11 protein-coding genes and 1 pseudogene are annotated in these 14,172 nt (G+C 65.0%); 5 read left to right on the forward strand and 7 right to left on the reverse strand.

Features of this window, described 5'->3' with window-relative positions:
* Positions 1-15: 15 nt before the first annotated feature.
* Entirely contained in the window at positions 16-1,575 is a 1,560-nt protein-coding gene (locus tag ACX5I6_RS00935; RefSeq protein WP_461839151.1) for an MFS transporter, read from the forward strand.
* A gap of 75 nt (positions 1,576-1,650) precedes the next feature.
* On the opposite strand, the gene ACX5I6_RS00940 is transcribed toward ACX5I6_RS00935, so the two are convergent.
* Positions 1,651-2,130: a Dps family protein gene (locus ACX5I6_RS00940; RefSeq protein WP_461839152.1), complete on the reverse strand. Its 480-nt coding sequence runs from the start codon at positions 2,128-2,130 to the stop codon at positions 1,651-1,653.
* Positions 2,131-2,352: 222 nt separating this feature from the next.
* Between ACX5I6_RS00940 and ACX5I6_RS00945 the strand changes: the two genes are divergently transcribed.
* On the forward strand, positions 2,353-3,909 hold the full coding sequence (locus ACX5I6_RS00945; protein WP_461839153.1) for an APC family permease: 1,557 nt from the start codon (positions 2,353-2,355) through the stop codon (positions 3,907-3,909).
* A 153-nt stretch (positions 3,910-4,062) separates the two neighbouring features.
* Here ACX5I6_RS00945 and ACX5I6_RS00950 read toward each other — a convergent pair whose 3' ends face one another.
* From ACX5I6_RS00950 to araB, 6 genes are all read right to left on the reverse strand, one after another.
* Positions 4,063-4,365 carry a DUF4193 domain-containing protein gene (locus ACX5I6_RS00950; protein ID WP_018762118.1) on the reverse strand — a complete coding sequence of 101 codons (303 nt, stop codon included), beginning with the start codon at positions 4,363-4,365 and terminating at the stop codon, positions 4,063-4,065.
* Positions 4,366-4,538: 173 nt separating this feature from the next.
* Positions 4,539-4,661, reverse strand: a complete 123-nt coding sequence (locus ACX5I6_RS00955; protein ID WP_461839154.1) for a hypothetical protein — start codon at positions 4,659-4,661, stop codon at positions 4,539-4,541.
* Positions 4,662-4,741: 80 nt separating this feature from the next.
* Positions 4,742-5,761: a LacI family DNA-binding transcriptional regulator gene (locus ACX5I6_RS00960; protein ID WP_461839155.1), complete on the reverse strand. Its 1,020-nt coding sequence runs from the start codon at positions 5,759-5,761 to the stop codon at positions 4,742-4,744.
* 4 nt (positions 5,762-5,765) lie between these two features.
* Positions 5,766-7,286, reverse strand: a complete 1,521-nt coding sequence (gene araA / locus ACX5I6_RS00965) for an L-arabinose isomerase (RefSeq protein ID WP_461839156.1) — start codon at positions 7,284-7,286, stop codon at positions 5,766-5,768.
* Between the two features lie 27 nt (positions 7,287-7,313).
* On the reverse strand, positions 7,314-8,042 hold the full coding sequence (locus ACX5I6_RS00970) for an L-ribulose-5-phosphate 4-epimerase (RefSeq protein WP_461839157.1): 729 nt from the start codon (positions 8,040-8,042) through the stop codon (positions 7,314-7,316).
* Positions 8,039-9,787, reverse strand: coding sequence for a ribulokinase (gene araB, locus ACX5I6_RS00975; RefSeq protein ID WP_461839158.1), 1,749 nt, complete (start codon positions 9,785-9,787; stop codon positions 8,039-8,041). The genes ACX5I6_RS00970 and araB overlap by 4 nt, the downstream gene beginning before the upstream one ends.
* Positions 9,788-10,057: 270 nt before the next feature.
* Between araB and chvE the strand changes: the two genes are divergently transcribed.
* The 3 genes and pseudogenes from chvE to mmsB all read left to right on the forward strand — a co-directional run bounded on the left by chvE (position 10,058) and on the right by mmsB (position 14,105).
* Entirely contained in the window at positions 10,058-11,185 is a 1,128-nt protein-coding gene (gene chvE / locus ACX5I6_RS00980) for a multiple monosaccharide ABC transporter substrate-binding protein (RefSeq protein ID WP_461839159.1), read from the forward strand.
* A gap of 104 nt (positions 11,186-11,289) precedes the next feature.
* Positions 11,290-12,820, forward strand: a pseudogene (mmsA, locus tag ACX5I6_RS00985) (multiple monosaccharide ABC transporter ATP-binding protein).
* A gap of 4 nt (positions 12,821-12,824) precedes the next feature.
* Complete coding sequence (mmsB, locus tag ACX5I6_RS00990; protein WP_461839160.1) at positions 12,825-14,105, forward strand: multiple monosaccharide ABC transporter permease; 1,281 nt, start codon at positions 12,825-12,827, stop codon at positions 14,103-14,105.
* Positions 14,106-14,172 lie beyond the last annotated feature (67 nt).

Genomic DNA, 14,172 nt, shown 5'->3' on the forward strand with positions numbered 1-14,172 from the left:
CGGTATAGTTATTTCATGACGACTTCCCCTTCGACCCTGGCGCCCGCACGCACCGGCGGAGCGGCCGCGCGCTCCCCGCGGCGCGACTGGCTCGCACTGGGGCTGCTGATGTTCCCAGTGCTGCTCGTCGCCGTGGACAACACCGCACTGACATTCGCCCTGCCCGCCATCACCCGCGCCCTGGAACCCTCCGGCGTCCACCTGCTGTGGATTATCGACGCCTATCCGCTGGTACTGGCCGGACTCCTGGTCTCAATGGGAAGCCTTGGCGACAGGATCGGGCGGCGCCGGTTGCTCATTATCGGCAGCACGGGCTTTGCCGGGTTATCCGCCGCGACGGCTTTTGCGCCCACCGCGGAGTGGCTGATCGCCGGGCGGGCCACCCTGGGGTTCTTCGGGGCGATGCTGATGCCCTCCACGTTGTCGCTGATCCGCAACATCTTCCCTGAACCCAACCGCCGGCGGATGGCCGTCGCCGTCTGGGCTGCCGGATTCTCCGGCGGCGCGGCCTTGGGCCCAATCTTCGGCGGCTGGCTGGTGGAGCATTTCTGGTGGGGCGCCGTGTTCCTGGTGGCGGTACCCCTGATGCTTCCCCTGCTGGCACTGGGGAGAACCTTGATCCCGGAATCCAAGGACCCATCGCCGGGCAGGGTGGACGTCCCCAGCATCCTGCTGTCTATGCTGGTGATGGTTCCCATGGTCTACGGCATCAAGGATGTTGCCACCGAAGGTCCGGGCCCGGCAGGCCTTGGCAGCATGGCGTTCGGCGTGGCGATGGGCGTAGTGTTCGTGCGGCGCCAGCAACGCCTGGAACACCCCCTGCTGGACATGTCGCTGTTCCGGAACCGGGTGTTCAGCATGGCCATCAGCGCCAACATCCTGGCCCTGTTTTCCTTCAATGGCTTCATCCTGTTCCTTGCCCAGCACCTCCAGCTCCTTGAGGGCCTGAGCCCGTCAGCCGCGGGCGTGGCGATGATTCCGGCGCTGGCAGCCACGGTGGTGGCCGGCCTTGTGGTGGTGCCGCTGGTCCGCAAGGTCCGTCCGGGGTACGTGGTGGCGGCGGGGCTGGCCTTCAGTGCCACGGGCTACACCCTGGTGGCGTTCGGAAACCACGACGGCGGACCTGCACTGCTGCTGGCAGCGCTCCTGGTCCTGGCGCTGGGCGTGGGGACGGCGGAAACCATTTCGAATGACCTCATCCTGGGCTCCGCGCCCCCGGAAAAGTCAGGCGCCGCAGCGGCCATCTCCGAAACAGGATACGAGGTGGGCTCACTGCTGGGGACGGCGGTCCTGGGCTCCATCCTGACGGCCTCCTACCAGCACAACCTGCGCCTCCCGGCAGGATTGGATGGCATGCTCCCGGGCTCCGCACTGCACAACGCCGGGGAAACGCTGGCGGGCGCCATGGAAGCGGCCGCCATCCTGCCGGGACCGCTGGCGGACGCGGTCCGGGACGCTGCGGCGGCGGCATTCGATTCCGGCGTGCACATCACCGCGGCAATCGGGCTGGTACTGATGGCGACGGCGGCAGTCCTCGCCGCCGTCGTGCTCCGGAAGGTACCTAAGGCCACCTGACCCGCACGGGACCGCAAAGGGCGCCCGGCGCCGGATCAATTCCGGTACCGGGCGCCCGAGAGCGGGACGCTTGGCCTACTTGGAGTCGGCGGCAGTCACTTTGGCGGTTGGCTTCATGTTTTCGGCCTGCACCATCCAGGCAAACTGCTCCAGCCGGGCGATGAACTCGTGCAAAAGGTCCGCGGAGGTGGGATCTTCCTCATCCACCTCGTCGTGGACTTTGCGCATGGTGCCCACGGCGGCTTCCATGGCGGCGACGATCCGCTCAATGGCGTCCGCTGTGCTGATCAGCCCGTCAGGGAACTGGGCCAGGCTGGTGGTCTCGGCAACGGTGGAGCTGCGGCCGTCCGGCAGGGCGTGCAGGGCACGCATGCGCTCGGCCGTATCGTCGGCGAACTGGCGGGCAGCGTCAACGATCTCATCGAGCTGCAGGTGCAGGTCCCGGAAATTGGTGCCCACGATATTCCAGTGCGCCTGCTTGCCCTGGATGTGGAGTTCGATCAGGTCCGCCAGGACTGCCTGCAGGTTGTTGGTCAGTGTCGGTGAAGCTTTCATGCATCCTCCTCGATTGGTCCAGTAGGGCCGACGCTACCAGCCATGGACCGCCCCGCGGCGGGCAGCCCGGGAATTTCTCAGTGAGCTTACTAATTTCCGGAATCCAGTCATAAACGAATGTGATTCATATTGCGTCTTGCATCACAGGGCCGGCGCCCCCATACTAAATGAACGCCATTCATATAGTGACCTCCGTCTCACAGCCTTCCAGAAAGTGGTGCCATGACAGAGACAATCCGCACCAGTACCTCCAAATCCGGTCCCCATGCCCACGCACCGTCCACGGACGGCGTCAGCGCCAAGGGACTCAAAGGCGGGCAGCTCGGCCTGCTGGCCGTCGTCGTCCTGGGCATCTCAACCATTGCCCCCGCCTACACGCTTACCAGCGCACTTGGACCCACCGTCAACGAAGCCGGGCTCCAACTGCCAGTCATCTTCCTGATCGGTTTCATCCCCATGATCCTGGTCTCGCTCGCCTACCGGGAACTCAACGCCGATTCCCCGGACAGCGGCACCACCTTTACCTGGGTCACCAAAGCGTTCGGCCCCTGGATCGGCTGGATGGGCGGCTGGGGCCTGCTGGCCGCCAACATCATCGTGCTGTCCAACCTGGCCGGCGTCGCCGTCGACTTCTTCTATCTCTTCCTGTCCCAGGTCACAGGCTCCCCCGAGCTGGCAGACCTGGCGGACAACAAGGCGCTCAACGTCATCACATGCTTCGTGTTCGTGGCACTGGCCGTCTGGGTCAGCTACCGCGGCATGCACACCACCAAAATGGTGCAGTACAGCCTGGTGGGATTCCAGCTGCTGGTCCTGGGCCTGTTCGTCGTCATGGCTTTCGCCAACTGGTCCACCTCCGAGACCGCCATCCCGTTCAGCTGGGACTGGTTCGACGTCACCAAAATCGAGACCTTCGGCCAGGTTGCCGCCGGCATCTCCCTGTCGATCTTCGTGTACTGGGGCTGGGACGTTTGCCTGACAGTCAACGAGGAAACCGCCAACGGCAAGAAGACCGCCGGCGTGGCGGGCACCCTCACCGCGGTGATCGTCCTGGCCATCTACCTCCTGGTCAGCATCGCCACCATGATGTTCGCCGGCGTGGGAGATACCGGCAACGGGTTGAACAACGCCGAAAACCACGAGAACATCTTCACGGCGCTGGCCTCCCCCATCATGGGCCCGTTCGCCATCCTAATGTCCCTGGCGGTGCTCTCCAGCTCGGCGGCTTCCCTGCAGTCCACGTTCATGTCACCGTCCCGCAGCCTGCTGGCGATGGCCCATTACGGCGCACTGCCGGAACCCTTCAGCCGGATCAGCCGGAAGTTCGCGACGCCGGGCTACGCCACCATTGCTGCCGGCGTCGTCTCCGCCGGGTTCTACGCGGTGATGCATGTGGTCAGCGACAACGTCCTGAACGACACCATCCTGGCGCTGGGCCTGATGATCTGCTTCTACTACGGCCTCACCGCACTGGCCTGCACCTGGTATTTCCGTCACAGCCTGTTCAACAGCATGCGCCACTTCGTGTTCAGGCTGGTCTGCCCGGTGGTGGGCGGCGTGGGCTTGTTCGTGGTGTTCGTCCAGACCGCCGTGGACAGCCTGGCGCCCGAGTTCGGCAGCGGTTCCGAGGTCTTCGGCGTGGGCCTTGTATTCATCCTGGGCGTGGGCATCCTGGCCCTGGGCGCCGTCGTCATGCTGGTCATGTCCCGCACGCACCCGGGCTTCTTCCGCGGCGAAACGCTCAAGAAGGACACGCCCGCCCTGGTAGTGCCGGAATAGGGCGAAGCGTCCAAAACGGTGCCGTGCCCCCAACCGGGGCACGGCACCTTTTCCGTTGTCACGGAGGGGTATTTTGGTAACGACGGCGGCCGGAGACACAGCAGCGCCGGCCGCCCCGAAGGGGCAACCGGCGCCGGGAAGAACGGGTGGGGCTCAGCCCTCGCAGTCGCGGCAGTACTTCAGGCCGTCCTTTTCGCGGGCCACCTGCGACCGGTGGCGGACCAGGAAGCAGGAAGAGCAGGTGAACTCGTCGGACTGCTCGGGAACCACAATGACGGTGAGTTCCTCGTTGGACAGATCGGCGCCGGGGAGGTCGATGCCTTCAGCGGTGTCATTCTCGTCGACATCGATGACTGCGGTCTGCGCGTTGCCGCTCCGGGACGCCTGGAGGGCCTCCAGGGAGTCAGCGGGAGACTCCTCTTCCTGCTTGCGTGGAGCATCGTAATCGGTAGCCATTAGCATGTTCACTTTCGTTGCTGCACAGCGCCATTTCAGGCACCTCAGTGAAGCAGTTTAGGGCATCATCCCGGCCCCGGCGCAATAGTGTGGCCAAGCAGACATTCAGTTGCCGCCGGACACCCTTCCCAGGTGTTCGGAGCGGGCATGGTCGGCGCCGACGGAGACGCCGCTCAAGGCGGAAGCCACCCCCACCGGGTGGCATCGGCCATGGCACCGGCGGCCTCGGACTCTGATTCACAGGTAAAGGTATCAATGGCCCAGTCGCGGAGCCGGGTGAGCAAGGTAGCCGTCATGCCTGAAACCTACGCAGCAATTGTTGTGGCCACGTTTCGCGGCGGTCTCCCCGGATTAATTCCGGCGCCTGCCTGCTCCTTCAGCAGGGCTGGGCCGTGCTGCTGCGCAGGATGAGCTCAGGTTCCACCACCAGCGTCCGGGGTCCTGCCGCACCGCCGAGCACCGCGAGCATCATGTCCATGCAGCGCCGGCCCAGTTCTTCGAAGTCCTGCCGGACCACGGTCAGCGGAGGGCTGAAGTATGCGGATTCGGGCTGGTCGTCGAAGCCCACCAGGGAAACGTGCTTCGGCACCCCCAGGCCTGCTTCGTTGAAGGCGCGCAGGATCCCCAATGCCATCTGGTCGTTGCCCACGAAGAGGGCCGTGGCGCGCCGGTCAGCCGCCAGCCGCCGGCCAATGGCGTAGCCGCTGCCGGCGCTCCAGTCCCCCTCGACCAGGAGATCCGCCTCGAGCCCGGCGGCCTCCAGGGCGGACCGCCAGCCGCCGGACCGCGCCACCGCGTCAATCCAGTCCTGCGGCCCGGCGACATGCCCGATCCGCCGGTGGCCCTGCGCAATGAGGTGCCGGACGGCCAGTTCGGCACCCTTGCGCTGGTCCACCCGGACACCGCCAACAGCGTCATTCCCGTCGGAGCCAACGGCCACTACCGGCACCCCGATAGGGAGTTCCGCCAAGGCCGCCAACGTGGCCAAATGCGGAACAATCACCACGATGCCGTCCACCGCCTGGTCCAGGAAGTGCCTGACGGCGTCCAGGATGGGGTCCCTGCTGACCTCGCGCAGCGCAGCGACGCTGACGAAGTATCCTGCGTCCCGCGCGGCCCGTTCGACTCCCAGCATGGTGTTGGCCGGGCCGTACTGCGACAACTCGCTGCCCAGGACGCCGATAGTCTGCGAGCGCCGGGTGACCAGGCTGCGGGCGGCGGTGTTGCGGCGGTAGCCGAGCTCGGCAATCGCCGCTTCCACCTTGTGCCGGGTCTCCTTGCTGACGTTGGGGTGGTTGTTGACCACCCGCGAGACGGTTTGGTGCGAGACCCCGGCCAGCCCCGCCACGTCCTCGAGCCTTGGCAGCCGCCGTGGCCGGGAGCCGGGCTGCGCCACGGAATCAGATCCCGCCGGCGAGTTTGTAGTAGGCGGCGTTCCAGTTCAGGTCCTTCTTGAACTGGCGGATCGTGGTGCCTTCGTCGATGGCCAGGAGTTCGGTCTTGGCGATCTCGGCGAAATCCTCGAACACATCCATGCCCACCTGCGTTGAGAGTACGGTGTGGTGGGCGGCGCCGGCGGTGAGCCAGGCGGCGGCGGACGTGGCGAAGTCCGGCTTCGGCTGCCAGAGCGCGCGGGCCACGGGCAGGTTGGGCAGCGGCTGGTCCAGGGGGACCACGTCGACGGCGTTGGCCACCAGGCGGAACCGGTCACGCATGTCGGACAGGGCGACGACGACGCCCTGGGAGGCGTCCGCGTCGAACACCAGCCGGACGGGGTCTTCCTTGCCGCCGATGCCCAGCGGGTGGATTTCCAGGCGCGGCTTCGACGCCGTGAGCGAGGGGCAAACCTCCAGCATGTGCGCGCCCAGGATCTTCTCCGCGCCAGGTTCCAGGTGGTACGTGTAGTCCTCCATCAGGGACGCCCCGCCGGGCAGGCCGGCACCCATCACCTTCGCGGCGCGCACCAGGATGGCGGTCTTCCAGTCCCCTTCCGCGCCGAAGCCGTACCCGGCCGCCATGAGCCGCTGGACCGCGAGGCCGGGCAGCTGGCGGAGGGCCCCCAGGTCCTCGAAGGAGGTGGTAAACGCGGCCGACCCGTTGGCTTCAAGGAAGCTGCGCAGGCCCAGCTCGATCCGGGCGCCGTACCGCAGCGATTCATGCCTGGCCGCGCCTGCGCGGAGCTCCGGCGCCACGTCGTAAAGGTCCTCGTACTCGGCCACCAGGGCGTCGACGTCGGCCTCCCCCGCGCCGTGCACGGCGTCGGCGAGCTCGTCGACGGACCACGTGTTTACGGCGACGCCGAAGCGCAGCTCGGCCTCGGTCTTGTCGCCTTCGGTGACGGCGACGTTGCGCATGTTGTCGCCGAAGCGGGTGAGCTTCAGGGTGCGGACGGCGGCCCAGCCTGCGGCCGCACGCTGCCAGGACCCCACCTGGTGTGCCACCTCGGGGTTGGAGACGTGGCCGACGACGGTCTTCCGGGCGATGCCCAGGCGGGACTGGATGTACCCGAACTCCCGGTCGCCGTGCGCGGCCTGGTTCAGGTTCATGAAGTCGAAGTCGATGTCCGCCCAAGGCAGGTCGCGGTTGGCCTGGGTGTGCAGGTGCAGCAGAGGCTTGCGCAGCAGATCCAGGCCGGAGATCCACATCTTGGCAGGGCTGAAGGTGTGCATCCAGGCCGTCACGCCGATGACTGAGTCATCGGCGTTCGCTTCCAGCGCGGTCCGGCGGATGGCATCGGAGTCGGTCAGGACCGGCTTCCACACGATCCGCACCGGGACGGCGGAATTGGCGTTCAGCTGGTTGGCGATCTCCTGGGATTGGGCGGCCACCTGTTTGAGGACTTCTTCGCCGTAGAGGTGCTGGCTGCCGGTGAGGAACCAGACCTCGTAGCCGTCCAGGGTGGTGTTTGCTGCGGTGTTCATGCGTACTCCTGTTGAAGGTTTGGGGGTTTACTGCCCGTAGACGTTCTGGTACCGGGCGTAGAGCGAGTCGATATGGCTTGCGTCGATCGGGAGGGGTTCACCCAGCTGCCGCGAGATATGGACGGTGCGGGCCACTTCCTCGCACATCACGGCGGCCTTCACGGCGGAGCGGGCGTCCTTGCCGATGGTGAAGGGGCCGTGGTTCTGCATCAGGACCGCCGGTGAGTTCGAGTTTTTGAGGGTCTCCACGATGCCGTGGCCGATCGAATCGTCGCCGATCAGCGCGAACGGGCCCACCGGGATAGAGCCGCCGAACTCGTCGCCCATCATGGTGAGCACACAGGGGATGGCCTCACCCCGTGCAGCCCACGCGGTGGCGTAGGTGGAGTGCGTGTGCACCACACCGCCCACCTCGGGCATGTGCCGGTACACATAGGCGTGCGCGGCGGTGTCGGACGACGGCGAGAGCGGCGGGTTGCCCCAATCGACCGTGCCGCCGCCACCAACGTTGGTGCCCCTCACCGGCGTGCCGTGCAGGTCGGTCACGACCATTTGCTCCGGGGTCAGGTCCTGGTAGCTGACGCCGGACGGCTTGATGACCATCAGGTCGGTGCCCGGCACCCGGGCCGAGACGTTGCCCGCAGTCCACACCACCAGTTCGTACCGCGTCAACTCAGCGTGCAGGGCGCATACGTCTTCCCGGATCCGGGCGATGGTTTCCAGGATTGCGGCTTCGGTTCCTTGCCGGACGCTCATGCGGACACCTCCACGACAGAGTGGACGGCGGACCCGGTACCGGGCAGCACCGTACTGGCGGCCTTGCGCTGGATGGCCTTGAGCCGGTGCATGACATCGTTGCTGCCGCGGCCAAAGTAGTCGTGGAGGGTTTTGTACTCCTGGAAGAGTTCCTCGTACGCGGCCACGTTTTCCGGGATTGGAGTGTAGACCTCCCCGGGTTCGGCGCCCATGGCGGCTGCGGCCTGGCGGATATCCGCATAGTGGCCGGCCGCGACGGCGGCGTGGATCGCCGACCCCAGGGCCGGGCCCTGTTCCGAGCCGATGGTGGAGAGCGGCAGGCCGGTGGCGTCCGCATAGATCTGCATCAGCAGCTTGTTCTTCAGGAGTCCTCCCGCCACGATGAATTCCTTGACCGGAACCCCGGCGTAACGGAACGCATCAACAATCGTGCGGGTGCCGAACGCGGTGGCCTCCAACAGCGCCCGGTAGGTGTCCTCGGGCCTGGTGGCGAGGGTCTGGCCCACCACGATGCCGGAGAGCTCGTGGTCCACCAACACCGAGCGGTTGCCCGAGTGCCAGTCCAGGGCTATCAGGCCGTGCTCGCCGATAACCTGCCTGGAAGCCAGTTCAGTGAGATATTCGTGGATCCCCAGACCTGCAGCTTCGGCCGCCTGGTGGTATTCGGGCGGCACTCCGTATTTCGTGAACCAGCCGAAGATGTCTCCCACGCCCGACTGGCCCGCCTCGTAGCCCCACAGGCCGGGAACGATGCCGCCGTCAACGGCCCCGCACATTCCCGGTACTTCGCGCAGTTCCGTGCCGTTCATGACGTGGCAGGTGGAGGTGCCCATGATGGCCACCAGCTGGCCGGGTTCCACCGCCTTCGCTGCCGGGGCAGTCACATGGGCGTCAACGTTTCCCACCGCCACGGCGATGCCCTCCGGCAGCCCGGTCCAGGCTGCGGCCTCCGCGGTCAGTGTGCCGGCGGCGTCACCCAGCCGTCCGATGGTGTGCTCGAGTTTGGAGCTGACGAAGTCCTTGAACTCCGGGTTCAGGGCAGCGAGGAAGTCCTCCGAGGGGTAGCGCCCGTCCTGGTAGATGCCCTTGTAGCCGGCCGTGCAGGCATTGCGGACATACCTGCCGCACAGCTGCCAGACGATCCAGTCCGCCGCCTCCACCCAGCGGTCCATTGCGGCGTAGGCCTCGGGGTCCTCTTCCAGAAGCTGCAGCCCCTTGGCGAATTCCCACTCCGAGGAAATCAGCCCCCCATACCTGGGAAGCCAGTCCTCGCCCCGTTCGGCGGCGAGCCGGTTGATCCGGTCGGCCTGCCCCTGGGCGGCGTGGTGGCGCCACAGCTTCACGTACGCGTGCGGCCGGTTGGCATAGCCCGGCAGTTCGTTCAGCGGGGTGCCGTCGGCCTTGACCGGCACCATGGTGCAGGCGGTGAAGTCGGTGGCAATACCGACGACGTCCGCCGGGTCGATTCCGGCGTCAGCCACTGCTGCCGGGACGGCAGTGCGAAGGACCTCCCGGTAGTCGTTGGGCACTTGGAGCGCCCATTCCCCGGGAAGCCGGGCCCCGTCGTCGCCCGCTGTGTCACGCGGCAGGACGTCGGTGACCACGGCGTGCGGATATGCATGGACCGCGCTGCCGAGTTCCTTCCCGTCGCGGACACGCACCACCACGGCACGGCCGGAAAGTGTTCCGTAATCCACGCCGATGACGCAGTGGTCAGGGCTGGAACTGAAGGGTGTATCTGGCATTCGGTTGCCTCCGCCCGGGAGGCAGGGGCCTCATTGCCGGGGTTGTCTAGGGGTCAAGGTCAAGCTAAGCGCTGCAGCAAGTGTGAACGCTAACAAAGCAGAAGTCAATGAATTTGGAGCAGGTTTCAAGCACTTGATACCCACCTCTTGTTAGCGTTCACAAATCAGTCTATATTGAACCGACACATCAACAATGTGACCAGGACCAGGGAGCATCGCTGCTGCCTCGTCCAATAACACTTCGCGGCAATGCTGCCGCGGAAGGAGAAAATGGTGAGAATCAAAAAAATCGTGGGCGCGGTGGCCCTTGTCCTCGCGCTGACGGTGGGCGCCACCGGTTGCGGCTCACGTGGCGCGGCAACAGAATCCAGCGGCGCGGCAAAGCCCGCCGACTCGCTTGTTGGGATCTCGATGCCCACACAGACATCCGAGCGTTGGATTGCCGATGGCGCCAACGTCGAGAAGTCGCTCAAGGACCTTGGCTACAAGACAGACCTCCAGTTCGCCAATGACGACATCCCCACCCAGGTCTCGCAGATCGAAAACATGCTGACCAAAGGCGCCAAGGCGCTGATCATCGCCGCCATTGACGGCACCACCCTGACCGATGTCCTGGCCAAGGCCAAGGAGCAGAACGTCAAGGTGATCGCGTACGACCGCCTCATCAACGGCACCCCGAACGTGGACTACTACACCACATTCGACAACTACACGGTGGGCGTCCAGCAGGCCACTTCGCTGCTGACCGGCCTGGGGCTCCTCGACGCCAGTGGCAAGAAAGTGGACGGCAAGGGTCCGTTCAACGTCGAACTCTTCGCCGGAAGCCCCGACGACAACAACGCCAACTTCTTCTGGACCGGCGCCATGGACACCCTCAAGCCGTACCTGGATGCGGGCACCCTGAAGGTCCCCAGCGGCCAGACCAAGTTCGAGCAGGCCGCGATCCTTCGCTGGCAGGCACCCGTGGCGCAGAAGCGCATGGAGGATATCCTCACCTCCGCGTACAGCTCGGGCACCAAGCTGAACGGCGTCCTGTCCCCGTATGACGGACTGTCCATCGGCATCATCTCCGCCCTCACCAGCACCGGCGGCTACGCCAAGGGAAGCCTGCCGGTCGTCACCGGCCAGGATGCCGAGAAGGGCTCCGTGAAGTCCATCATTGCCGGCGAGCAGTACTCCACCATCTTCAAGGACACCCGCCAGCTGGGTGCCCAGGCGGTCAAGATGGTGGACGCCGTCCTCAAGGGCCAGGAACCGGAAACCAATGACACCAAGACGTACAACAACAAGGTCAAGGTTGTCCCGGCTTACCTGCTGAAGTCCGTGATCATCACCAAGGACAACTACAAGAAGGAACTGATCGACTCGGGTTACTACACCGACGCCGACGTCAAGTAGACAGCCGGGGGCTGCTGCCGGACGTCCGGTCCGGCAGCAGCCCCTCCCGCAACCTCCTGCAGCAGCAGGAAGGCCAAGATTCGACCAGTCAGTGGGAATTGACGATGAACACACCCATTCTTCAAATGCGAGGAATCACCAAGACATTCCCGGGCGTGAAGGCGCTGCAGGATGTCACGCTGGATGTGAACCGTGGAGAAGTCCATGCCATCTGCGGTGAGAACGGCGCCGGAAAATCAACGCTCATGAAGGTGTTGTCCGGCGTGTATGCGCACAACACGTTCGACGGGAAAATCCTGTTCGAAAACGAACCCTGCAATTTCGCCAGCATCTCGGACAGTGAGAAGCGGGGCATCGTGATCATCCACCAGGAACTCGCCCTGAGCCCGTACCTTTCCATCGCCGAGAACATCTACCTCGGCAACGAACAGGCCACCAAGGGATGGGTGGACTGGCGGAAGACCAACCTGGAGGCAGCAAAACTGCTGGCCCGCGTGGGGCTCGATGAAAACCCCGTCACCCCGGTACAGCACATCAGCGTAGGCAAGCAGCAGCTCGTGGAAATCGCCAAGGCGCTGTCCAAGGAAGTGAAGCTGCTCATCCTGGACGAGCCCACGGCCGCCCTCAACGACGAGGACTCCGGCCACCTGCTGGACCTGATCCTCCATTTGAAGGGCCAAGGCGTCACCAGCATCATCATCAGCCATAAGCTCAACGAGATCCGCAAGGTGGCAGACGCTGTCACCATCATCCGCGATGGCAAGACCATCGAGACCCTTCGGCTCGATGAAGGCCAGATCACCCAGGAGCGGATCATCCGCGGGATGGTGGGCCGCGACCTCGAGAGCCTCTACCCGGAACGCGAGCCGAACATCGGCGCAGAAGTCCTCCGGATCGAAGACTGGTCCGTCCGCCACCCGCAGGACCACGCCCGCATGGTGGTAAGCAACGCCAACCTGCACGTCCGGAAGGGCGAAGTCGTGGGCCTTGCCGGGCTCATGGGCGCCGGCCGGACGGAACTGGCCATGAGCGTATTTGGCCGCACCTACGGCACGGCCACCTCAGGCAAGGTCTACAAGTACGGCGAGGAGATCAATACGTCCACCGTCTCGGACGCGATCAGGCACGGCATTGCCTACGCCACCGAGGACCGCAAGCACTACGGCCTGAACCTGATCGAGGACATCAAGCGCAATATCTCTCTGGCATCGCTGCGCAAGCTCGCGAAGCGCGGCTTCGTCGACAAGAACCAGGAGACCGTGGTGGCCAACGGCTACCGCACCAGCATGAACATCAAGGCACCCTCGGTGGCCGCCATCACCGGGAAGCTCTCCGGCGGCAACCAGCAGAAGGTGGTGCTGAGCAAGTGGATGTTCTCGGACCCGGACGTCCTCATCCTCGATGAACCCACCCGAGGGATCGACGTCGGCGCCAAGTATGAGATATACACGATCATTGCCAGGCTCGCGGCCGAAGGAAAGGCCGTCATTGTCATTTCCTCGGAGCTTCCCGAGCTTCCTGGGTATCTGCGATCGCATCTACACCCTCGCCGCCGGCCACGTCACCGGTGAAGTGCCCATTGCCGAGGCCACCCAGGAATCACTGATGCACTACATGACCAAAGAGAAGGAATAGCGAAATGTCAGCCTTAAGAGAATCGCTCGGATTCCTCACAAGCCGCCTCCGCCAAGTTGGCATCTTCGTTGCCCTGATCCTGATCGTCCTCCTGTTCCAGGGACTGACCGGCGGGATCCTGCTCGAGCCGCAGAACGTCACCAACCTGGTGGTCCAGAACAGTTACATCCTCATCCTGGCCATCGGCATGGTGATGGTGATCATCGCGGGCCACATCGACCTGTCCGTCGGCTCGGTGGCGGGATTCATCGGTGCCGTCGCCGGCGTCATGATCGTGCACTGGGGCTGGCCATGGTGGGCTGCCATCCCTGCGTGCCTGCTGGTCGGTGCGCTCGTCGGGGCATGGCAGGGGTACTGGATCGCCTACGTGGGAATTCCGGCCTTCATCGTCACGCTGGCAGGCATGCTGATCTTCCGCGGCCTGACGCTCATCACCCTGAAGAACCAGCAGATCACGCCGTTCCCCGCGGAACTGCGGGCCCTGGGCGGAGGTTTCCTTCCGGACATTTCCGGCGGCACGTCCGTACTGGAATGGCTCACGGTGATCCTTGGCGTGGGTGCCACCGTGGCACTCCTGATCCAGGCCCTGAAGGAACGCCGCATCCGCAGGAAGTTCGACCTCGAAAGCGAACCCCTGGTCTGGTTCGTCATCAAAACCGCTTTCACCGCCCTGCTCATGCTCATCATCACCTTCTTGCTGGCGTCCTACCGGGGCACGCCGATCGTCCTGGTGGTCCTGGCCGCCCTGGTGATCGCGTACACGGCACTGATGAACAACAGCGTGTTTGGCCGCCACACCTATGCAATCGGCGGCAACCTGCACGCAGCTGAGCTGTCCGGCATCAAGACCAAGGCCGTGACCTTCCGGCTCTTCGTGAACATGGGCGTGCTCGCTGCCTTGGCGGGCCTGGTCTTCACGGCCCGGCTCAACTCGGCCCAGCCGGCAGGCGGAACCGGCTTCGAACTCGATTCGATCGCTGCGGCATTCATTGGCGGTGCGGCCGTCACCGGCGGCATCGGCACTGTTGCCGGGGCCATGATCGGCGGACTCATCATGGGTGTGCTCAACAACGGCATGTCCATCTTGGGCCTGGGCACGGACTACCAGCAGCTGATCAAGGGCCTGGTGCTCCTGGTCGCTGTCGGCTTCGACATCTTCAACAAGAACCGCAGCGGCGGCGGCAGCGACCTTGGAAAACGGTTCAGGTTGAAGACCACTCCTCCGCCCGCCGCGGAGAAACTGACGCCGGTGGCCAGCGAACCGGTAGAGGCAGGCATCAAGTAATACCGGCTTCGGCCACCAGCAGGCAGTTCTTCGAAGGCCCTTGGCCCCGGACGCGTACCGTCCGTGG

This window comes from Arthrobacter sp. MMS24-T111, assembly GCF_054888995.1.